Consider the following 21631-nt stretch of genomic DNA (forward strand, 5'->3'; position numbering starts at 1 on the left):
AGCAGTGAGCCAAATCATCGTCAAGCGCCCACCTCGGGCGCTGCCGTCCGAAGTGCCCACGGAAGAGGTCGTCCTTCAGCCGCCGCCGGAGCTTCCGCGCGGGCACCAGGAGAGCGTCCTCATGCAGCTGCTGCCGACGCTCGGCATGGGCGGCTCGGTGGTCTTCTTCTTCACGAACGGGCAGCCGTTCATGAAGATCATGGGCATGGTGATGATCGCGTCGACGGTGGCCATGTCCGTCGCGATGGTGGTCCGCTTCCGTCGCGGCTCCCAGGGCCAGCTCGCGGACTTGCGCCGCGACTATCTGAGCTATCTGTCGCAGACCCGGCGCACGGCCCTGGACACGGGGAGAGCGCAGCGCGACGCCCAGTACTACCTGCACCCTTCTCCCGAGCAGTTGTGGGCGCTGGTCGCCGAGGGCAGCCGGGTGTGGGAACGGCGGCCGGGGGACGAGGACTTCGCCCAGGTGCGCATCGGCCTCGGTCCGCAGTCGCTGGCCACTCCGCTGGTCTCCCCCGAGACAGGTCCGGTCGACCAGTTGGAGCCGCTGACCGCAGGCGCGATGCAGCGTTTCGTGGCCACCCACGGCGTCCTGGACGCGCTGCCGATGGCCGTCTCGCTGCGCGCCTTCTACCACGTCACGGTCAGCGGCGATCCGCAGTCCGTGCGTGCCTCTGCGCGTGCTTTGGCCGGTTCGCTGGCCTCGCTGCACTCGCCCGAGGACCTGGTGATCGTGGTCGCGGCCGGGCGTGAGGAGCTCTCGCACTGGGAGTGGGCCAAGTGGCTGCCGCACGTGCAGCTCTCCGACGCGGTGGACGGCGCGGGCAGCCGCCGGCTGATCGGCAGTGACTCGCGCGAGCTGGAACAGCTGCTGGCCACCCGGCTGACGGGACGCCCACGCTTCCACCCGAACGCCACCCCGCTCCCGGACGAACCGCACATCGTCGTCGTACTCGATGGCCTGTCGCTACCGCCGGACTCCGTCCTGGCCGCCCCCGAGGGACTACAGGGGGTGACGGTCGTCGAGGTCGTCCCCGAGGAATTGTCCGCAGCGCGCGGTGACCTCTCCATCGTCGTGCAGCCGCACGCGCTGCATCTGGAGTCCGGGCACGGCATCGTCTACGAGGGCACACCGGACGCCCTCTCGTACGAGTCCGCGGAGGCGCTGGCGCGGCAGTTGGCGCCGCTGCGCATGGCCTCGGGCGGGGACGACGACGAACCGCTGCTCGCCAACCTGGAGTTCACGGATCTGCTGAACCTCGGAGACGCGGCCTCGGTGGACACCAAGCGCACCTGGCGGACGCGTTCGCTCGCCGAGCGGCTGCGCGTGCCGATCGGTGTCGGTGAGGACGGGCGGCCCGTGATGCTGGACCTCAAGGAGGCCGCGCAGGAGGGCATGGGCCCGCACGGGCTGTGCGTGGGCGCGACGGGTTCGGGCAAGTCGGAGCTGCTGCGCACGCTGGTGCTGGGTCTGGCGGTGACGCACTCGTCGGAGACGCTGAACTTCGTCCTCGCGGACTTCAAGGGTGGTGCCACCTTTGCCGGGATGGCGCAGATGCCGCATGTGGCAGCCGTGATCACCAACCTGGCGGACGACCTGACGCTGGTCGACCGCATGGGCGACTCCATCCGCGGTGAGCTCAACCGCCGCCAGGAGATGCTGCGCGACGCGGGCAACTACGCGAACATCCACGACTACGAGAAGGCGCGGGCGGCCGGGGCGCCGCTCCAGCCGATCCCGTCCCTCGTCCTGGTGATCGACGAGTTCAGCGAACTGCTGACCGCGAAGCCGGACTTCATCGAGATGTTCGTGCAGATCGGCCGCATCGGCCGTTCGCTGGGCGTGCATCTGCTGCTGGCCTCGCAGCGCCTGGAGGAGGGCCGGCTGCGCGGTCTGGAGACGTACCTCTCGTACCGGATCGGCCTGCGGACGTTCTCCGCCGCCGAGTCGCGTGCGGCGCTGGGCGTCCCCGACGCGTACGAACTGCCGAACGTGCCCGGTTCCGGCTTCCTGAAGTTCGGCACCGACGAGATGGTGCGTTTCAAGGCGGCGTACGTCTCCGGGGTGTACCGCACGGGTCCGACCCGGTCCGCGCTCGGCGGCGCGCTGCCGATGGACCGGCGGCCGGTGCTGTTCACCGCGGCGGAGGTGCCGGTGCGGTACGCCGCCGTGCCCCAGCAGCGCGAGGAGACGCCGGAGACGGACGACGCCCTGGCCGACACCGTGCTCGATGTGATCGTGCGCCGTCTGGAGGCGCAGGGCCCGGCGGCCCACCAGGTGTGGCTGCCGCCGCTGGACAGCCCGCCGTCGCTGGACGGGCTGCTCCCGGGACTGGCCGCGGTGCAGGGGCGCGGGCTCACCCAGCCCGGCTACGAGGGGGCGGGACGGCTCGTCGTACCCGTCGGTCTCGTCGACAAGCCGTACGAGCAGCGCCGCGACCCGCTGTGGGTCGACTTCTCGGGCGCGGCCGGCCATATGCAGATCGTCGGCGGTCCGCAGTCCGGCAAGTCGACGCTGCTGCGCAGCCTGATCGCCTCCTTCGCGCTCACCCACACCCCGCACGAGGTGCAGTTCTACGGCCTCGACTTCGGCGGTGGCGGCATGGCGGCCGTGGCCGGACTGCCGCACGTCGGCGGTGTGGCCTCGCGCCTCGACCCGGAGAAGGTGCGGCGTACGGTCGCCGAGGTGTACGGCGTCATGACGCGCCGCGAGGAGTACTTCCGCTCCTCCGGCATCTCGTCGATCGCCGAGTTCCGCACGAAGCGGGCGCGCGGCCAGATCTCCCTGACCGACCAGCCGTGGGGTGATGTCTTCCTGGTCATCGACGGCTGGGGCAACTTCCGCGCGGACTACGAGGCCGTGGAGGGCGTCGTCCTGGACATCGCCGCACGGGGCCTCGGCTACGGCATCCACCTCGTCCTGACCGCGTCCAGGTCGATGGAGGTCCGGGCGAACCTCAAGGACCACCTGATGAACCGCCTGGAGCTGCGCCTCGGCGACACGATGGACTCCGAGCTGGACCGCAAGGTGGCGGTGAACGTCCCCACGGGCGTGCCCGGCCGCGGCCAGGCGCCGGGGAAGCTGCACTTCATGGGCGCCGTTCCGCGCATCGACGGTCTGACGTCGGACACGGACCTCGCCGACGCGACGGCGGCGCTGGCGACGGAGGTGTCCCGCCACTGGCAGGCACCCGGCGCCCCCGAAGTCCGGCTGCTCCCCCGCGAGTTCCCGGCGCTGCAACTGCCTCCGGGTGACCACTCCCCGCACCGCGGCGTGGCCTTCGCGCTCGACGAGGACAACCTCGAACCCGTCTTCGTCGACTTCGAGCAGGACCCGTTCTTCCTCGTCTTCGGAGAGAGCGAGTCGGGCAAGTCGAACCTGCTGCGCCTGCTGATCAAGCAGCTGACCGAGCGCTACTCGGGCGACGACTGCAAGCTGTTCGTGGTCGACAACCGGCGCTCACTGCTGGACGTCACCCCGTCCACGCACCTCGCCGAGTACATCCCCATGTCCAACGCCATGGACCACCACATGAGCGCGCTGGCGGAGCTGATGCAACGCCGGACACCCACGGCGGACGTGACCGCGCAGCAGCTACGGGAGCGGAGCTGGTGGCGCGGCCCGACGGTGTACGTCGTGGTCGACGACTACGACCTCGTGTCCACGTCGAGCGGGAACCCGCTGGGCGGTCTGACGGAACTGCTTCCGTTCGCGCGGGATGTGGGCGTGCGGTTCATCATCGCCCGGTCGACCGCCGGTGCGGGGCGCGCTGCGTACGAGCCGTTCATGCAGCGGATGAGGGAACTGGGTGCGCAGGGTGTGGTGCTCGCCGGCGATCCGGGCGAGGGAGACATCCTGGGCGGGGTGCGGCCTCGGGCGATGCCTGCGGGGCGGGGCGTCTTTGTCTCTCGTAGGCGGGGAAAGCCTTTGGTTCAGACCGGGTTGATGAGTGTGGAGTACTGATGAAGCGCACGCGAAAGTCTTCGCACCCGACAACTCTGAGGCGACAGATCTGCTCCATTGGTACGTTGAAGTAACCCGGCGGCCGTCGGTCCGACGGCCGCGTTCACGGGAACAACGGGGAGGATCGGACGTGGCTTGGGACGAATGGGAGCAGCTGAAGAACCAGGCAGCGCACAAGCAATCCGCGCGCATGCAACTCAATCAGTTGCCGGCCGACGGCGGCGGTGGCGGTGGCGGTGGCGGTGGCAGCACTCCGCAGGGTGATCTGACCGTTGACCAAAAGGATCTCGCCGCCATCGGCGACCGGGCATTCAAGCTGTGGGAAGACTTGGGCCGGTACGGGCGTGACGCCTGGTCCAGCAGCCAGACAGCGGCGTCGGATCTCAAGACCCAGGGCTTCACACTGGGCGGGGCAGTCGACCGCGTGCAGAGCCGCTGGGAAGAACAACTGACGTCGCTCCTCGACGCGTGTGCCCATATCTCCAACCATATGGACTTCACGAAGAAGGCCCACCAGGGCGACGAGTACTACATCGGCGGCCAGATCAGCAGCATCTCCACTCTCGACAAGGGCTTCGACGGTGGGAAGGGGCACTGATGGATCTGGATACGCTCCGTTTTGGGAACTTCGCGTCGCTCGGTACTGCCATAGACGACTGGACTCGGGTCGTGGGGAACCTGGAGACCCTCGAGAAGAACGCCCGTGAAGGACTCAAAGGCCTGGCGGACAAGGCCAATTGGGCCGGCGTGAACGCCACTGTCTCGCGCGAGTTCATCACCAAGACGGCGGGCGAGTTCACTGACGCCCGCACCGAGGCCAGCACCATCCGTAACATCCTCAAGGACACTCACGAGGAGCTCGTCAGCTACCACGAGCAGCTCAACGAGGCGATATCACGCGGGCTCAAGAAGAACCTCACAGTGATGGACACCGGCAACGGCTCCTTCACCGTCACCATGAACATCCATCCCGATCGTGCGGCCAAGGGAACCACGGTCCCTGATCACAGCGAACAGGATGTGACCGAGCTGCGCGATGACGTCCAGCGCATTCTCGGCAGAGCCACGCACAGCGACGAGACCGCGTCCGAGGCGCTTCGCGCAATCGTCGAGCAAGCGGAGTACGGGTTCTCCGGCGCCTCGTACGGCGACAGGGATTCGGCGACCAAGGCCCTGGAGGACGCCGAGAAGTACGCGAATCTCATCAAGAACAAGGGAGATTCGATGTCTCCCCAGGAGTTTGATGAACTCAACCGGAATCTCGCCGGCTACAAGAACGACCCGCTCTTTCAGGAGAAGTTCGCCACCACCCTCGGCCCGAAGGGGACGTTGGATTTCTGGGCCGATCTCTCCGATCCCTCGGACGGCGGCGATCTGCAGCGGGCGCGCCTCGATCAACTCGGCGAGTTCCAAAAGAATCTCAGCCTCACTCTCGCAGGAGCGACACAGTCGGATTCCCCCGCCATGCGGCACTGGGAGAACGACATGGTCCAGCTGGGTGACGATCGCATCCAGACCCGTGGAACACAGGTCTACGGTTTCCAGCTGATGAGCAACCTCATGCGAGTCGGGGACTACAATGACGCGTTCTTGAACAAGTACGGTGACGCCCTGGTGTCAACCGAGAAGAAGATGAAGCTACCGGACCACTACTGGAACGGTGGCGTGGGCGGACCTGCCATGCCCAAGATGAACTTCATGGGCGACGAGTTCGGCCGGGATCCGATGACCGGATTCATGACAGCTCTCTCGAACAGCCCTGACGCCGCCACCGACTTCTTCAACAGGACTGATCCCCAGGACAACGCCGAGTGGGTCCTCAAGGATCGCCCCACATTCGATGACACCCCCCTGAACAGCAACGATGGAAACCAGTCGCGTGACGCGACAGGGAATGCCCTCGTCGCCGCAGCCACGGGCGTCAATCCCAACGACCCCCACGCCGTTCCCGTGGAGCACACGGCCGAGAACCGGCACGTCCTCGATCGCTCGCTGGAGATCATCTCGGGTGTGGGCGACGACTTCGCTCCCGAGATGCGCGATGACATGGCCAAAGTGCTGGTGAACTATGGCGACGAGGTCAATCACACCGCAAGTTCCCTCGCAGACGATCACAGCGACCCGAGACAGCTCGATCGACATCAGCTGTTGGAAGTGACGAAGCAGGTGTCACGTGATCAGAACGCCTACGGAATACTCAACGACGGCCTGAACCGGGAGATGGTGCGCGACATCTACGCGGACCATCCGAGCGACCCGAAGGAAACGCTGCTCCGGGCAGGCCACACCGTCGGCTTCCTCGAAGAGGCCCGCTACGAGGCCCTCAAGACGGACAAGCACGACCCTTCGTGGGACGCCAAGTGGCTGTATCACGGCTTCGGTGGTGCCGTGAACTTCATCCCGGTTGTCGGTGATGCCGCGCAGCGAGGCGTCGACGCCCTTGCCTACCAATGGCAATTGGACGAGCAAGCACGCATCAACGAGGAGACCGCCCGGCAGAACGGCGAGGTCTTCACCGCCCGGGAGAACCAACTGCAGAAGCTGGCGGACCTGTGGATGGACGCCAACCCGAACCACGGCGACAACAACAGGTACACGATTACATCCGAGATCAACGGCGCCGCCTTCGACGGCAATGGCCGTGCTCAGGGACTGGCAGGCGATCAGTGAACAACGGTACTTCTCTGCTTCTGGGTCGGCTCGCGGTACGTACGGGAGGACCTCAGCGCTGTACGCGAAGTGTCGCCGCTGCTGCTGTGACCGTAGTCCTTCTGACGGCGACAGCTTGTTCGGGATCTCGCGACTACGCGGTCCCGGACAAGGCATGCGGTGTGACCGTCGATTCCGACTCGCTGTCCCCCCTCCTTCCGAACGGGAAGAAACTCACCGAGAAGTCGTACGACGCCGGCCCGGAGAGTCCACGTTGTCGTCTGCTGGTGGACCAGAAGCTGGTCGTCTATCTTTCGGGAGATGTCGTTGCCGGCGACACCGATCCGATCAAGGTCCAGGATCGGGCACTCGTACGCCTTGGGAGCCCCGCCGCTGCCGACATCGGCGACGACGCCGTGATCGCCGACCGTGGAGCAATGGCGGTCGCCGGCTGCACCTACAAGGGGAAGCAGCAAAAGTTCGCCGTGCTGGTTCAGCTGCAGAAGAACGTTCCTGAGAAGGTCTCGGAACGGCGCGATGCCCTGCGCTCCTTCCTCCGTTCTTATTTCCCGAAGGCCATGGAGAAGCAGGGCTGCCAGTAACACGGCGCGGTACGCCTTGGCCTCCGGGCGCCGTCAACCAGTCCGGAGCGGGGTCAAGCGACGCCCTCGACTGCCCGCGTCGACTTCGTCCTGCCCGCGTCGACTTCGTCCTGGCCGACTCGACAGAAGCCCGCATCGCACGAGCGACGGTCATGGGCCCGGTCACCTCAGCCCTCCAGAGACATGCGCCATGTTGTGGAGATCATGGTGAGCTATTTAGACTTCCTTGACTCAAGCTCACGAATCCGGCCAGTTTGTAGTTCGACGGATTCGACGTAGCGATCCCGTCCGGAGGACGGGCTTCACGGGGACACGGGGAAGTGATCCGAACGCATGGCGTGGGACGAGTGGGAACAGCTGAAGTCACAGGCGGCGGAGCGCCAGTCGGCACAGATGCAGCTGAACCAGGTGGAGCCCGGCGCGGGCGGCGGGGGCAACACCGCGGATCCCAGTCAGTACGGCGATCTCACTGTGCGCGAGGGCGATCTGGCGAAGATCGGCGACCACGCGTTCACGCTGTACAACGACCTGTGGAGCAAGGGACGCAGGGCGGTCCCCAGCAGCGACAAGGCCGCGGGAAACCTCTCCACACAAGGCTTCGCGCTGGGTGGCGGACTCCAGCACGTGTCGACCCGCTGGGACGAACAGCTGTCGTCCCTCAGGGACGCGTGCGCGCACATCTCGAACCACATGCAGGTCACCAAGAAACTGCACGCGGGCGACGACCACTACATCCGGCGGCAGATGAGCAGCATCGACGTGCTGGACGCAGGCTTCGACGAGCGTGTGGGTGACCCCGGCAAGAAGAACCCGGTGTACGGCGGCTCGGGTGAGAAGAAGGACAAGAACTGATGGACCTCGAAGCCCTTCGATTCGCCGACTTCACACTCCTCGACGACGCCGTGGAGGACTGGACGACGATGATCCGTGACCTCGACGACCTGAAGGAGTCCGCCGACAAGGGCCTCAGGAGCGCGGCCAACAAGGCCAACTGGGCGGGCGTGAACGCCACCGTCTCCAAGGAGTTCATCGGCAAGACGTCCGGCGAGTTCGCGGATGCCCACACCCAGGCGACGTCCATCCGCAACATCCTGAGGGACACGCTCGGCGAGCTGAAGGACTACCAGAAGAAGCTCAACGCGGCCATTGAGCGAGGCCTGAAGAAGAACTTGACGGTGGTGTCCACCACGGGTGGCGAATTCACGGTCACGATGAACATCCACCCGGACCGGGCCGCGAAGGGGACGACAGTTCCCGAACACGACGCGAGTGATGTCACCGCCCTGCGGGACGAGGTCCAGAAGATCCTCAATGCCGCGACGGAGAGCGACAACTCGGCCAATACGGTGCTACAGGCCCTCGTCGACCAGAGCCGGCTCGGCTTCTCCGACGCCGGCTATGCGGACCGGGACTCGGCGGCTGATGCCGTCAAGGAAGCCGATGAACTCGCCAAGCTGGCACAGAAGGATCCGAAGGACCTCACCGTTGCGGAGTTCGACAGACTCGATGCCGGCCTGAAGAAGTACGCGAACGACGACCTGTTCGCGGAGCGCTTCGCCACCGGACTCGGCGCCAAGGGGACGCTTGAGTTCTGGACGAAGCTCACCGAGCCGACCACGAACCCTGAGCTGTTCCGGGCGAGGCGCGAGCAACTCGACGATCTGCAGCAGCACATCGGCCTCACCCTCGCCACCGCCACCCAGAGCGACACCGCGGCCATGACGGAGTGGAAGCGCCAGATGGTGGACCTCGGCGACAAGCCCGTCGGCAGGGGTGGTGGGTTCCCGTTCGGCGTCCAGGTCATGAGCAATTTCATGCGCTGGGGCGACTACGACGACCAGTTTCTTGGCGACTACGGCAAGAAACTGATGGACACGGAGCGGAAGCTGACGCACAACGGTCAGCACGTCGCCTGGCAGCAGATGGGTTTCGACCCGGACCTCAACCGTACGGGGACCGACGGCGGCTACGACCCGATGACCGGCTACTTGAAGGCATTGTCGAACAGCCCCGACGCGGCCACCGAGTTCTTCAACGACCAGTTCATCGGCAAGGACGAGGACCACAAGAAGGCCCTGTCCAACTTCGACTACCTCTTCGAGGAGCGTGCCTGGCCGCAGGACCAGGACGACAAGGGCGATGCCGGCATCGCGGGTCGGAACAACCTGGCGCTGGCTCTGGAGGCCGCGACCACGGGGCACCCGGCGGGTGAGCTGCCGACACTCGACACGCCTTCGCACAACCCGGAGCAGACGAAGCTGATGGAGAGCCTCGTCGCCTCCATTTCGGACGACAACGAGCGCGTCACCAAACACGGGTTCATGGGCGACAGCATCGGGCAGATCGCGTCGGAGTACCTTCCGGACCTCAACCGAGCCATGACCGATGACGGAGACGACGACACCGATCGGCTCTTCCCGATCGCCGGCTCTGAGGCCGAGTTCAATCATCGGGACGTGACACGATTCCTGTTCACCGTCGGACAGAATCCCGAGGGGTACGCAGCGGTCGAAGTAGGCCAGAAGGCCTACATGGCCAACCTGATGGAATACCACTTGAATCCCGATCTCCCCGAGGACCAGCGCTACGCCAAAAACCCGCAATTCGTGGTCGAGCAGATCGCGAAAGGGTCCGGCGAAGTCTCGGGAACCCTTGCGCAAGGCCGCGCGGAAGTCGTCGCGGGTGAGGCCGACGAGAAGGACAAGGCCTACGAGCACTCGGTGGCTCAGTGGAAGAACGCGATCTCCGGAACCGTCGGCACCATCACCGGCGTCGGTACGACCTTCATCACCAGTCCTGCCGGCGGGGCGGCGGCCGGCGGAATCGCGGGCACCGCGACGAGCATGGTCCTGGAGGAACTCTTCAAGGACGCCGAGGGGAAGGCCAAGGACGATGCCGGCCCTGTTATGGGCGAGCACTGGGAGTCCGGCCTGGACAGCAACAGCAAGTACACCGAGAAGGCGGCCGAGGCTGCGGCGAAGAACCACAACCGGACCGATCTCCCGGACGTCGGGGAATGGGCGCGCGATGGCGCACAACGCGGATTCAACGCGTCCGGGACGAATGTCATCGCCATGGCACCGGACCTCAAGACGGATGTCTGACGTCGAGACGTCGAGACGTCGGGCATCGGACTCGGACCTCGAACACCATTCACACTGTCCAGAGAGGCATGCGACCTTGAAGTACTCTCGTCTCCGATCCTCACCGACACCCAGGAGAGTCGCTTTCCTGGCGACGGCCGTCGCCATGGGAATCGCGCTGTCCGGCTGCTCGACAGAAGAGGTGCGGGAGTATGCGCTGCCAAAATCCCTGTGCGGCGTCACCGTGAAATCCGACCTGGTGTCTCCCTTCTTGCCGGCTGGAAAGAAAATTTCCACACAACAAGAGTCGCCCAACGGTGGAACCGAGCGATGCAAGATCAGCATCGATGGCAAAGTCGCCATGATTGCAGGTCAGTTGTGGTGGGAGAAGGACGGCACCGTCATGGACGTTGCTGCCGTGCATGCACAGGTCGCCCCCGGGACCGTGACAGATGACAAAAGATATCTTTACTCAGGAACCGGTGCGGTCGGGAAAGCCGAAGGCTGCAGTGATTCGACCCATCCGGATCAGTATTTGTTCACCGTCATGCAGGTGTTTGCGCCCGACCTCGAGGACGCCGCGACGATGAAGCGTCTGATCGCCGACTACACCAAACAGATCCAGGAGAAGAACAAGTGCGTCTGATGTGAGCGAGAACGCAGAACAGGGTGGGCACCTCCCGTGCGTGCCCACCCCGTCGGCCCGTATCGACCTGCCCTACATGTAGTAGCTGGCGGCCTTCTTGTCGCCGCCGTGGTAATCGCCGCCGGCGCGGCCGACCACCTGCGCGATGGCCACCAGAGCCTGGTGGATGTCGCGCGCTTCCTTGTCCCACACGGCCTGCTGCTGCTTGTACATGTTGTGGGCCTCGCCCTCCCAGCCCGAGGCCACGCTGGCGACCATCTTCTTGATCTCTTCCAGGTCCTGCTCAAGCTGCTTGGCCTGGTTACCGATTTCGGTGGCCGCGGCGTCAAGGGCCCCGTACTTGACTACGAGTTCATCGTGGCTGTTGCCGGCCATGCCTACTCCATTTCATTCGTCATGTCGTCTCACCGGGCCCGACCTGCGAGCCCGGACAAGTCGGACTCAGAACCCGCTGAGGCTCGACTTCGGGGCACCGTCGAACACGTTGATGCTCTGCACGGCCGACCGGACCTCGTCCTCCGTGCCGTCCTTGATCTTCCGGGTGGCGGTCATCGCTTCCAGGAACTTGGTGAGGACGTTGCCGATCCGCACCAGGGACGTGTTGATCTCGTACTGCTTGGTGTTGAAGGCACCGGCACCGATGCCCTTCCACTGTCCGGATTCGAGATTGTCGATGGTGCCCTGAAGGCGGTGGACCTGCCCCTTGATCGACTCGAACTTGAGAAGGATGTCCTTTTCGAGCTTGACTACTTGGGCGTCTGATAGCCGCTGACCATCTGCCATGACTGAGCTTCCCTTCCTGGACTGTCAATGCAACTTACCGAGTTACGCATCGCCACAAGGTGGGAAGCGGAACCTGGCCTGAAAATGGGTCGAACCGTACAGAGGGCCCTCAATTGCCGCGGCGCGCACGGAACACAGCGAAGCCGCCGCCTCCGATCACCACCACCGCCGCTACTGCTCCGAGAGCCACCCACAGCGTGTTGCCGCCGGACGATGTCGAGCTTGATCCTGCCGCTGAAGTCAGGCCACCTGAAGTGGATTTCGGGGGCTGTGACGAGGTTGACGCGGATGTGGAGGGCGAGGCACTGGTGCCGGCGGAGAGGCCGGGCGTCTTCTTGTTGGTGACGGGATCGACGTCGGCGGGTCCGGGATCTCCCTTGCCCTTCAGGAGAACCTGCGCCGGCCGGATCGTTCCGTAGCCGAGGTATCGGCTCGGGGTGCTCTTCGGCCAGTCCCGGCCGGCGGTGTCGATCATCACGCGAAGGACCTGGTTGGCGGTCCACTTGGGGTGGGCGGACCAGATGAGGGCGGCGGCGCCGGAGGTGATGGCGGTGGCTTGGCTGGTGCCACTCGCCTGAGGGCAGTAGGACTTGAACGTCTTGTCACACCAGGTCGGTACGTCCACGCCCGGCGAGGCAAGGTCTACGTACGCGCCGTCCTGCGAGAACTTGGCTACCTCGCCGTTTTCGTTGATCGCCGAGACTCCGACCACGCCGGGGTATTTCGCGGGATAGCCGATGTAGTTCTTTGCGATATCGGCGCTGTTACCCACACCGGCGATGAGCAGCTTTCCCTTGCTCTCTGCATACTGCACGGCCTCAAGTCCACCATCGAACGCAGAAAACGTTTCGAATGACATGCTGATGATCTTCGCGTCGGAATCAGCAGCCGTTCGGATGGCCTTCGCGGAAGTGTCGCCCTGCTCTTCGCCCTTCTTGCCGATGCCGAGGAGCACCGTACGGATCGGGATGATCTTGGCTCCGGGTGCGACTCCCTTGAGCCCGTCGCCACTGCCAGTCCCTGCGATCAACTCAGCCATCGACGTGCCGTGACCGGTGTAGTCGTCCGTTTCATCGCCGGTGGTTCCCGTGACGTCGACTCCGGGCAGCACCTGGCCCTTCAACGATTTCGTGTCCGGGTTCACGCCGGTGTCGACGACAGCGACCGAAATACCCTTCCCCGTGCTGACTTTCCACAGCCCCTGGGCGTTCATCGCGTCCAAGTACCACTGCTGCGACTGGATGTCGTCGGCAGCCGCGGCAGGGGCCAGCCCAACAGACATGACGGCCAAAGCACCCAGCGTCGCGCCCACGGTGGTCACATGTCTCCGGGCATGCCTGGCCCACAGCGCGGCCCGCATACGGCGTACGCCAGTCCCTGACTTCATGCTTCTGTACGTCCTCGGTCGTTTCGGTCAGTCGGTCGCCGACGGCGCATCGCCGCGCCGCGCGTCGTCACGTGAGCGCTTCTTGTCCTCGGCAGAGTGCTGTTGACGCTGCGTTCTCCGGCCGGCGGCACGATCAGGGCTGCGGCCCTCCGTGGAACCGGACACCAGGCCAGAACCACCGGACGCGGCTCCGTTGCCCCTGCCGCCGGCCCGACTCGCGGGCGCGCCGACCACACCGTCCGAATTACCTGGAGACCGGCGCTGAGACTGTCCCTGCCCCGTGCCCGACGCCGGGTTGTTCGCACCGACCACTCCGCGCTGCCCCGGCCTTTCACCCGTTGCGCGAGCGCCGGGTGCACCCTCGCCGCCGATGACCGTGCCACGCGGAACCCTGGCACCCGTCGCACGCGGGCCGGCTTCAGAAGCGGGCCTGCCACCGACCACGCCGCCCGTACGCGCAGCACCCGTGGCTCCTGGGCCGGTCCGTGCCGCTGGCTGACCGGGCACGCCCCCCACACGCCCGCCCGGCGTGCCGCCGGTGCGTGAACCAGTCGTACCCGCACTTCTGGGCATGCCGCCGGTGACACCCCGTCCCATGGGCGACCTGCCCGTCGCAGATGCAGGCCCACGGGCACCCTGCTGGCCAACCGCCGCAGCGCGGCCCATCGGTCCCGCAGGGCCGCGTCCTGTGCGACCTCCGGCAGTGGCTCCCTCAGGGGTGGTGACCCGTCCTTGAGCCGATGCGGAGGTCCTACTGCCCGTGGCCCCGCCAAATGCACCGGCGCGCCCGACCGACCCTCCGAAGGCAGGAGGTACCGCACCGGTTCCCATGGGAGGAAGCGTCCCCCCAGAAGGTCCGTTAGGACCCGTCGCAGCAGAAGGAGGAACCACCGGCGCCGGCTTCGCAACTTCCGGCGGCAGCGTGCCAACACTGTCGATCTCTGTACCGACAGTGGGCCGATGCAGTTCGACATGCGTGTCCGCAGCCGGATGTCCCGAGGAAGGAAGGTTGTTCCTGGAGCTTTCTTGGGACACATCGACGTGTTTGTTCTCGCCGACACTCGTCACGACGTGGTGGCTCGAACCCGAGGTTGAGTCGACGACACCCTTGCGTGAGGCCCCGCCAACGGTGGGCTTGTCGATCGGCACCCCCACGTTGGGCATCGGCTCAAAAGCCGGCGGGGCCTGCTTCTCCAGCTTCGCCAGTTCGGACCCGGACACCGAGTAGAAGGAGGCGAGGCGATTCATCTGGTTGATCGCCTCTTGCCGGTCCTTCTCGACCTGGACCGCCTCGGCATACTGCTTGTTGCCCTCGAACTGCTGGAGCACCGGGAGCTGCCCTGGCTTCTTCTGGTCGAGGGCAGGGCGGGTGTCCCGGGGCGGCAGCGAGCTGCGCACGGATGCGAGCCCCGTCGCAGCGGCCGTGACCTGCACTCCGGCGCCGTCGGCGTACGTGGCCAGGCTCTCGGTGTGCGTGGCTAGCTTCTCTCCCCACTTCTGGAACGCCTCGCCTGCCTCGCCCTGCCAGTCCTCACCCGCATGCTTGAGGTGACGTCGCAGCTCCGCGGCGGCTTCGTTGATCGCCTTGCTCGCCTTCGCCAAGGTCTCGCCGGCGTGCTCCAGATCGGCCGGGTTCGCCTGATGGACCAGGTCGATCATGGCGTTGAGCTTGTGGTCCTCGAAGTCCGTGACCTTCCCGTACGTCAGCAGGCGGACGCGCTTGAATCCGAACGCGTCATGCATCACGTTCGACACACCGGACACCGCGTCGACCTGGCCGACCTGAACGTCGACGCGCTGCTGGTCAGTCAGCTCCTTCGGCGCCTTGTCGTCCCCGCTCACTACTGGAGTCCCTTCGTGGACTTCTTCGCGTCGCTCAGCTTCTTCTCACCCTCGCCGGACTTCTCCTGCTGGGCTTCGCTGTACAGGCGGTCGGTCTCGACCTGGATCTCCCAGAAACGGCGTCGCTGGTCGTCGTCGAGGCTGTCGAAGCCGTTCTGCGCGCCCTGCGTCGCGATGCCCATGGCCTCGATCTGGAGCCCCAGCGTCTTGGAGAGCTGCGTAATGTGCTCGTGAACCTGTTCGTACTGAGTGAACAGGGCGTCAGCCTCATGGAAGGGGCTGCCGTGCCCGCTGAGAGAAGTGCGCGAGACGCGGTGCGCACCCACCTTGGAAGCGCTGCCCGCCGAGTCCTCGAACTCGGACAAGAGCTTGTCGATGCGCTGCTTGAACGTCATCAGCACGCCGGCGCCGACCTTCAGGTCCGCAGCTGTGCTTGGCGACGCCCCACCTGTCATGTCCGCAGGAAGCATGACGCCTTCCCTCCCCGTTTTGTCGCCCGCTCCGGGCGACTGCACCCCTCAAGCGTTCATATCCGCAACGACATCACTCTAGTCGCTTCCTATGACAGTCCCAACTGCTATATGCAACAGCTGTGCTACCGCCCAGCGAAGCTTCACTGCTTCTTCACCGCGCCCTCGCGCTCGCCTGAGCCCGTGCCGCCACTCGACACTACGTGGCCCACAGGGCGACGGACCTGAGTACTCCTACTCATTCGGCGTTGCTGTGTAGCCATTGCGAACTCGCAACGGACGGGCACCCGTTCGACGATCTACCCCGCGCTCCCCACCCCGAGAACCAGCCACTCCCAGACCTTCTCCTTGGCATTGCTCGGCCCGTTCGCCTGCTTCGCGCCGAAGAAGATCCGTCCGTTCTGCACGATGACGTCGTTCAGTTCCTGGTCTGTGAGCGTCCAGGCTTCGGAGGGCAGATCGAAGTAGAAGTACGGGGTCTCCTTGCCGGTCCGCGGGTTCAGGCTGACGAGTGCCATGGGCGTGATGTGATCGCTGCTCTCGCGGAGGGCGAGGAGCTGATCGCCGCTCATCCGCAAGGGATACAGCAGTTGGTCCTTGCCCGACTCGAACTTCTTGACCGTCTTCCCCGTCGCCAGATCGAATCCGATGATCCAGTTGGAGTTGTTCACAATGGATCCGTCAGGGTCCTCCCTGCTCATCAGGAAGACCTGGCCGTCTCCAACCACCATCGACGGGCAGTCGTCCACCGCCCCGTAGTCCACGTCATCGACACACTTGGCGACGTAGTGGCCACCTTCGACGCGAATCGTGGCGCGGTACTTGCCCTGTTCGTCGAGGGAGATCAGGTCGGTGATCTCGACGTCGCCTGCCGCCACGGCGAGGACGGCGGGTTCGGCGGACACCAAGTTGACTTCCTTGACGCCCTTGGCGACCTGGTACGCCCAATTCACCTTGCCTGTGCGGGGGTCGACCTTACGGACCTGAAAAGTGGTGGCGGTGGTCTTCGCGTCGAAGCAGTCGGTCCGGACGAGCAGGGCGCGCCCGCCGGCCAGTCCCCTGTCCCTGCACCCCTCAGCGGGGGTGTTCGTCCAGAGGCTCTTCCCCTGGTCCATGTCGTACGCCCGCGTGCCCCCGCCCCACGCCACGGCCACCGTCGCACGCGACATGGTCACACTCGGTGTGGCGTCCGCGTAGGCGGCCTTCTGCGTGGAGAACCGGGCCTCCCAGAGCTTCTTGCCGGTGTCGAGGCCGACGAAGGCCACACGGTCGCACACCGCGCGGCTGCCGGTACCGGACCGGAAGAGGACTGCCGTGCGGTCCCCCGCAGTCACATGACGCGTCGTGCCGCAGATCGGTCCGGCGAACTTGATGCTCCAGACTTCGTCGCCCGCGCGGGCATCCGTGCCGATCTTGAAACCCACGAGGGTTCTGTTGATGCCTTTGGCAAGGATCTTGTCCGTCGCCCACATGCCCGGCAGCGCGTGCGATTCACCGGCCTGCATGTCATCGGCGGAGAACCTGAAGGCCATACGTCCAGCTACGTTCGCGGGTCGCTTCTCGACCGTCTCCCTGATGTCCAAGGGGCCTTGTTCCGCGGGGGCCGCCTGTTTGCCGGCTGCCTCGGCCGAGTCGTCACCGTGCCAGAGGAGCCAACTGCCCACGCACAGCGCCCCGATCAGGAGGGCTGCCACGCCACCGAACAGTTTCCGGCGGCGCTTCTTTTGTATGCCGTCCGCTGTCAGAGCGGACTGTGTGTACATGGAAGGAGGTGGGCCGAAGCTCACGCGGAGAAATCCTTTCGATGACCGCGATTCATGTCTGTCAAGTCGGTGACCAGGCAACGGAGATGTTGAGAACAGCCATGTCCCAGGCCGTCACTCCGCCCCCGCCACCCGCCGCTTCCTCCGCCGCGCGTCCCGCACCGCCACCGCCATCCCGCTGAGCCCCGCCAGCAAGACCGCCGCCCCCACGGCCACATACGTAGCCAGTCGTGCGTTCCGTTCGTCCGGGGTTTCGCCCAGTTGCAGTTTTGCCGGGGTCGGGGCCTCGGCCTTCGAGAGGCCCTCGTGAGGGTCGGGGGATTCGACGGGGTGGTCGTCCTCCGTCAGGGCGCGGACCGGGTCGACCACTCCCCAGCCGACCAGGCGGTCGTGGCCCGCCACCGAGCGTTCGGCGGTCTGTTCGATCTGGGCCACGATCTGCTGTTGGGTCCAGTCGTGGTGCTTCGCCTTGATCAGAGCGGCGACTCCGGCGACGTAGGGGGCCGAGAAGCTGGTGCCGTTGTCGGAGCAGTGACCGCCCTTGGGGACGGTGGAGATCATGTCCACACCGGGGGCCGCCACGCCCACGAAGTCGCCGGACTGCGAGAAGGAGGCGCGTTCGTTGTTGCGGTCCGAGGCGGCGACCGCCAGGACGCCGGGGTACGAGGCCGGATAGGTGTCCTTGTCGTTGCCACCCAGGCCGTCGTTGCCCGCCGAGGCCACGACCACGATGCCGGCGGCCAGTGCCTCGTTCACCGCCCGTTGCAGGTCCGGGGCCGGTTTCACCGCGTTCGAGGTGTCCTGGGAGATGTTGATGACGTTGGCCTTGGCCCGGATCGCGTCCCGGATGGCCGTGGCGAGCGTTTCCGCCGTGCCGTGGCCCTCGGCGTCGTTCTGCTGGATGGGGATGATCGTCGATTCGGGAGCCAGGCCCACGAATCCGGTGCCGGACATGGGCCGGGCCGCGATGATGCCCGCCACGCGGGTGCCGTGGCCGACGGTGTCCGTCGTGCCGTTCTCCTTGCCGCGTGGGATCGGGTCTCCGTTGTCGTCCTTCAGTTTCTTCGGGAGGAGGTTGAGACCGGCCGCCGTGTCCACGGCGTGGGTGAGCTGCGGGTTCTTCACGTCCACGCCCGTGTCGATCACGGCCACCCGTACGCCCTTGCCCTTTGACTGGCTCCACAGTTCGTCCAGCAGGACGCGTTGCAGCGCCCAAGGGCGGCCCGCGTACTTCTTGTTCGGGAAGGTGCACTGGTCCGTGGACGTGTCCGCGGCCGCGAGCGGTGCGAGGGCGACGGTGGCTGTGGAAGCGAGCAGCGTCGCGGCCATGACGACCACGGTACGAAGAGGCCTTGCGGCCGGTGCGTACGACATGGACTCCCCCTACGAGCCCTGCGGCTGGCGTGCCGCCGATGTCGACAGACGGGGGCCGGTGGGCAGGAACTGGGACCAGGCAGCCGGGATGGGCGCCGGGTCCACGTCGGAGTAACCCAGGCTGATCTGGGCCAGGCGGGCCTCCTGCTCGAGTTGCTTGCGCTCCTTGGCCGTGGTGCCGATGCCCGCGTCGTTCGTGGCACTGTCGTCGTTGGACTGCATCGCGTAGCGCAGTCCGGTGTCGGTGACCAGGAAGACACCGCCCGCCGTGGTCTCCTCGCCCTGGAACTGACGGTAGAGCTGCCCGGAGCCAGGCGTGACGTACGCGCTGGAGGACCCAGTCGGCAGGGTGGCCGGGAAATCCGTGCCCGCCCAAGTGCTGAGCGTCGTCCTGCCCTTGCCCTTGTCGACGTCGCGCAGGACGTTGCAGACGGTGTTGCGGTGCCCGTCCGACGCGTCCGCCTCGTTGACGGGAACGGGCATGCGGCTCGGCCAGGTGTGGTCCGCGGCGAACCCGGCCGTACTGGGCACGAAGGCTCCGGCGCTGACGTCGAGAGCCGTGCCGGCCTGGCCGAGGCCGACCAGGTCGCTGCTATTCAGAAGCAGCTTGGCGGTGAAGTCCGAGACAGGAGCCACCTTGCCCTGCTCGACGAGGTAGTACTGCTCGCTCGCGCCGTTGGGCGCCTTGAGCACCATGCCGACCTTGTTCGCCTCGGCGGACAGGCTGCCCTGGACACCGGCGGCGGTGCCGATCTGCCCCTCGACCTTCGGGAAGGTGATGGGGTCGCCCGGGTGCAGGGTCTCCAGCCACTCCTTGGACACCCGCTGCGGTTCGCGGCCGGAACCGACGAGCGTGCGCAGCAGCAACTCGTCGTTCTTGTCGACCTCGTACGACGTTCCGCTCGCGTCGACGATGTAGCGGGTCTTGTCCGGGCCTACGACGTACAGCAGTTCGCCGCCCGCCAGCTTCTGCTTGCTTCCTTCGGTCTTGTCCATGTCGCGTGAGGCCAGGACGAACGCGGCCTTCTGGATGGACCTGCCGCCCGCGCTCGGGCGTTCGCAGACGGCCCAGCGCTTCGCGGAGCCCGCCTCGGACGCGGCGGGAAGCCGGTCGGGGGCGTAGGGGATGCCGATGGTGACCCCGCGCGGGATGGTGCCCCTGTCGAGGATGGACTCGTCGACGGTGACGACGTCACCCTTGCCCGTCTTGAGCAGGAGCTTCGCGGACGCCATGTTGAGGACCGGGTGCAGTTGGACCTTGCCGTCGGTCTTGAGGACCACGTAACGGGTGGTGGACTTGCTGGCGATGATCACCTTCTCGCCGACGGCGTTCCAGCCTTGCGGGGCGGTCGGTTTGAACATCCCCCACGCCCCGAACGCGGCCATGATGATCACGCCGACGAGGGTGCCCGGCAGCACGGCACGCAACGGGCGCGGCGCCCCTTCCTCCGAACCGTCGGGAGACGACTGGACGAAGGACGCGAGCATGCGTCGCTTCGCGAAGGTGTAGGCGTTGAGCTGGTCCCGCCGAGATGCCATGTGTGCCTGTTTCTCCCCGTGTATCGCCTGGCGGCGCTGGGGGGTACACCGTCCCCCGCCCTCCGTTGTCAGACCGGCCCCCTACTATGCCTGGTAAGGGATCGGTCTTGTGGAGCGGGTAGGGTATCGGGGCCCTCAAGGGCCCTGTGTGGTGGCGTTGTTCCAACGAGTTGTGAGGAAAACGGGGGGATGCAGTGATGGCTTCCGGAACGCGGTTCCGGTCGCGTGACCGGTCGCGGGAGCAGGGCTCCTCGGCACCCCGGTCGCAGCGGTCCGCGCCGCCCGCGCGGGCGCAGGGACAGACGGGGGCGCTGCATCTCAAGGTGCGTCCCGGGCAGTCGGGGTCGTTCCGGTTGCAACGGATCGTTCTGTTGGAAATCGCCGCCGCCGCGCTGCTCGTCGGGTGGATCGTCGGTCCGTTCGCGCTGATGCCGGCCGCTGTCGTCGCGGTCGCACTCGTCCTCCTCGCCTTCGTACGGCGCCGGGGCCGCTCGTTGCCCGAATGGCTCGCCACGGCACGGGCGTTGCGGGCGCGGCAGCGGCGCGCGGCGAGTACGCCGATACCGCCCGGGACGGAGCCCGGTCTCGCCCCCGCCGTGGAGTGCGATCCAGGCCTGCGGACCTCCGCGTACAGCGCGCGGGACCGACGGCCCGTCGGCATGATCGGGGACGGTACGTTCGTGACCGCCGTCCTTCAGGTGGAGGCCGACGCGACCGCGCTGCGCGCCGAGCGGAGCCGGCAGCCGCTCCCCCTGGGACTCGTGCGGGACACGCTGGACGTGGACGACATCCATCTGGAGTCGGCGCAGATCGTGCTGCACACGCAGCCCGCGCCCGCGCTGCACCTGCCACAGCAGTCCGTGGCCGTCAGCAACTACGCGCCGCTCCAGGAGCAGACCGGGGCACCCGCCGTGCGCATCACCTGGATCGCGTTGAAGCTCGATCCGGAGCTGTGCCCGGAGGCGGTGGCCGCGCGCGGGGGTGGACTCGTCGGCGCGCAGAAGTGCGTCGTGCGCGCCGCGGACCACCTCGCGAGTCGGCTCACGGGGGCGGGTTTTCGTACCACGGTGCTCAATGAGGAGGAGTTGACGGCCGCGGTGGCGACCTCGGCGTGTGCCAACCCTCTGGTGACGGCCGAGGCGGGACGCACCGACCTGCCGGCACGGCGGACCGAGGAGTCCGGCCGCAGCTGGCGCTGCGACAACCGCAGACACACGACGTACTGGGTGCGGCGCTGGCCCCAACTGGGCGGTGGCGGCGGGCCTTCCCTGCCGCAACTCGTCGCGCTGCTCACGGCCGTGCCCGCGCTGGCCACCACCTTCAGCCTGACGCTGCGGCGCGGAGAGCGCCAAGAAGTGTCGCTGTGCGGGCACATGCGGGTGACCGGCCGCAGCGACGACGAACTGGTCGCGGCACGCCGCTCGTTGGAGCACGCCGCCCGCCAGGCCGGCACGGGGCTGGCCCGGCTCGATCGCGAGCAGCTGCCCGGCGTGCTCGCCACGCTGCCTCTCGGGGGTGTTCGCTGATGG

At 66.5% G+C, this 21631-nt stretch carries 16 protein-coding genes; 8 read left to right on the forward strand and 8 right to left on the reverse strand.

Annotation, left to right across the window (positions count from 1 at the left end; translation table 11 throughout):
- Positions 1–4 precede the first annotated feature (4 nt).
- From eccCa to KVT44_RS39955, 7 genes are all read left to right on the forward strand, one after another.
- Positions 5–3964: a type VII secretion protein EccCa gene (gene eccCa, locus KVT44_RS39925; RefSeq protein WP_217572682.1), complete on the forward strand. Its 3960-nt coding sequence runs from the start codon at positions 5–7 to the stop codon at positions 3962–3964.
- Between the two features lie 130 nt (positions 3965–4094).
- Complete coding sequence (locus KVT44_RS39930) at positions 4095–4562, forward strand: hypothetical protein (RefSeq protein WP_217572684.1); 468 nt, start codon at positions 4095–4097, stop codon at positions 4560–4562.
- A gap of 71 nt (positions 4563–4633) precedes the next feature.
- Positions 4634–6634, forward strand: coding sequence for a DUF6571 family protein (locus KVT44_RS39935; RefSeq protein ID WP_308314233.1), 2001 nt, complete (start codon positions 4634–4636; stop codon positions 6632–6634).
- A 161-nt stretch (positions 6635–6795) separates the two neighbouring features.
- Positions 6796–7215, forward strand: coding sequence for a hypothetical protein (locus tag KVT44_RS39940; RefSeq protein WP_099920363.1), 420 nt, complete (start codon positions 6796–6798; stop codon positions 7213–7215).
- 333 nt (positions 7216–7548) lie between these two features.
- Positions 7549–8067, forward strand: coding sequence for a hypothetical protein (locus KVT44_RS39945; RefSeq protein WP_217572688.1), 519 nt, complete (start codon positions 7549–7551; stop codon positions 8065–8067).
- Positions 8067–10319, forward strand: coding sequence for a DUF6571 family protein (locus tag KVT44_RS39950; RefSeq protein WP_217572690.1), 2253 nt, complete (start codon positions 8067–8069; stop codon positions 10317–10319). Before KVT44_RS39945 ends, KVT44_RS39950 begins: the two co-directional genes overlap by 1 nt.
- A gap of 145 nt (positions 10320–10464) precedes the next feature.
- Positions 10465–10944 carry a hypothetical protein gene (locus KVT44_RS39955; protein ID WP_217572692.1) on the forward strand — a complete coding sequence of 160 codons (480 nt, stop codon included), beginning with the start codon at positions 10465–10467 and terminating at the stop codon, positions 10942–10944.
- Between the two features lie 72 nt (positions 10945–11016).
- Here the strand turns inward: KVT44_RS39955 and KVT44_RS39960 are convergent, their stop codons facing one another.
- The 8 genes from KVT44_RS39960 to eccB form a co-directional block, all read right to left on the reverse strand.
- The gene (locus KVT44_RS39960) at positions 11017–11319 is read right to left on the reverse strand and encodes a WXG100 family type VII secretion target (protein ID WP_101400998.1); all 303 of its coding nucleotides are present in this window, start codon (positions 11317–11319) and stop codon (positions 11017–11019) included.
- A 66-nt stretch (positions 11320–11385) separates the two neighbouring features.
- The gene (locus KVT44_RS39965; protein ID WP_099920366.1) at positions 11386–11727 is read right to left on the reverse strand and encodes a WXG100 family type VII secretion target; all 342 of its coding nucleotides are present in this window, start codon (positions 11725–11727) and stop codon (positions 11386–11388) included.
- Between the two features lie 109 nt (positions 11728–11836).
- Complete coding sequence (locus tag KVT44_RS39970; RefSeq protein WP_308314234.1) at positions 11837–13048, reverse strand: S8 family serine peptidase; 1212 nt, start codon at positions 13046–13048, stop codon at positions 11837–11839.
- Positions 13049–13141: 93 nt separating this feature from the next.
- Positions 13142–14956 (reverse strand): WXG100 family type VII secretion target, encoded by a 1815-nt coding sequence (locus KVT44_RS39975; protein WP_217572696.1) that lies wholly within the window; start codon positions 14954–14956, stop codon positions 13142–13144.
- The gene (locus tag KVT44_RS39980; RefSeq protein WP_217572698.1) at positions 14956–15411 is read right to left on the reverse strand and encodes a hypothetical protein; all 456 of its coding nucleotides are present in this window, start codon (positions 15409–15411) and stop codon (positions 14956–14958) included. The genes KVT44_RS39975 and KVT44_RS39980 overlap by 1 nt, the downstream gene beginning before the upstream one ends.
- Positions 15412–15725: 314 nt before the next feature.
- Positions 15726–17120: a PQQ-binding-like beta-propeller repeat protein gene (locus tag KVT44_RS39985; protein ID WP_308314235.1), complete on the reverse strand. Its 1395-nt coding sequence runs from the start codon at positions 17118–17120 to the stop codon at positions 15726–15728.
- Between the two features lie 183 nt (positions 17121–17303).
- Positions 17304–18518 (reverse strand): type VII secretion-associated serine protease mycosin, encoded by a 1215-nt coding sequence (gene mycP, locus KVT44_RS39990; RefSeq protein ID WP_254650558.1) that lies wholly within the window; start codon positions 18516–18518, stop codon positions 17304–17306.
- A gap of 54 nt (positions 18519–18572) precedes the next feature.
- Entirely contained in the window at positions 18573–20102 is a 1530-nt protein-coding gene (eccB, locus tag KVT44_RS39995; protein WP_190172547.1) for a type VII secretion protein EccB, read from the reverse strand.
- Positions 20103–20299: 197 nt separating this feature from the next.
- On the opposite strand from eccB, the gene eccE reads away from it, so the two are divergent.
- Positions 20300–21628, forward strand: a complete 1329-nt coding sequence (gene eccE, locus KVT44_RS40000; protein ID WP_180292845.1) for a type VII secretion protein EccE — start codon at positions 20300–20302, stop codon at positions 21626–21628.
- Positions 21629–21631: the final 3 nt, after the last annotated feature.

It is taken from the genome of Streptomyces sp. GbtcB7 (assembly GCF_019091445.1).
GTDB classification, from domain to species: domain Bacteria; phylum Actinomycetota; class Actinomycetes; order Streptomycetales; family Streptomycetaceae; genus Streptomyces; species Streptomyces mirabilis.

What these genes read in the sequence shown, in the direction of transcription:
- KVT44_RS39945 (WP_217572688.1), top strand. Translation starts at nt 7,549, where the DNA reads ATGGCGTGGGACGAGTGGGAACAGCTGAAGTCACAGGCGGCGGAGCGC.
- KVT44_RS39950 (WP_217572690.1), top strand. Translation starts at nt 8,067, where the DNA reads ATGGACCTCGAAGCCCTTCGATTCGCCGACTTCACACTCCTCGACGAC.
- KVT44_RS39955 (WP_217572692.1), top strand. Translation starts at nt 10,465, where the DNA reads ATGGGAATCGCGCTGTCCGGCTGCTCGACAGAAGAGGTGCGGGAGTAT.
- KVT44_RS39960 (WP_101400998.1), bottom strand. Translation starts at nt 11,319, where the DNA reads ATGGCCGGCAACAGCCACGATGAACTCGTAGTCAAGTACGGGGCCCTT.
- KVT44_RS39965 (WP_099920366.1), bottom strand. Translation starts at nt 11,727, where the DNA reads ATGGCAGATGGTCAGCGGCTATCAGACGCCCAAGTAGTCAAGCTCGAA.
- KVT44_RS39980 (WP_217572698.1), bottom strand. Translation starts at nt 15,411, where the DNA reads ATGACAGGTGGGGCGTCGCCAAGCACAGCTGCGGACCTGAAGGTCGGC.
- mycP (WP_254650558.1), bottom strand. Translation starts at nt 18,518, where the DNA reads ATGGCCGCGACGCTGCTCGCTTCCACAGCCACCGTCGCCCTCGCACCG.
- eccB (WP_190172547.1), bottom strand. Translation starts at nt 20,102, where the DNA reads ATGGCATCTCGGCGGGACCAGCTCAACGCCTACACCTTCGCGAAGCGA.
- eccE (WP_180292845.1), top strand. Translation starts at nt 20,300, where the DNA reads ATGGCTTCCGGAACGCGGTTCCGGTCGCGTGACCGGTCGCGGGAGCAG.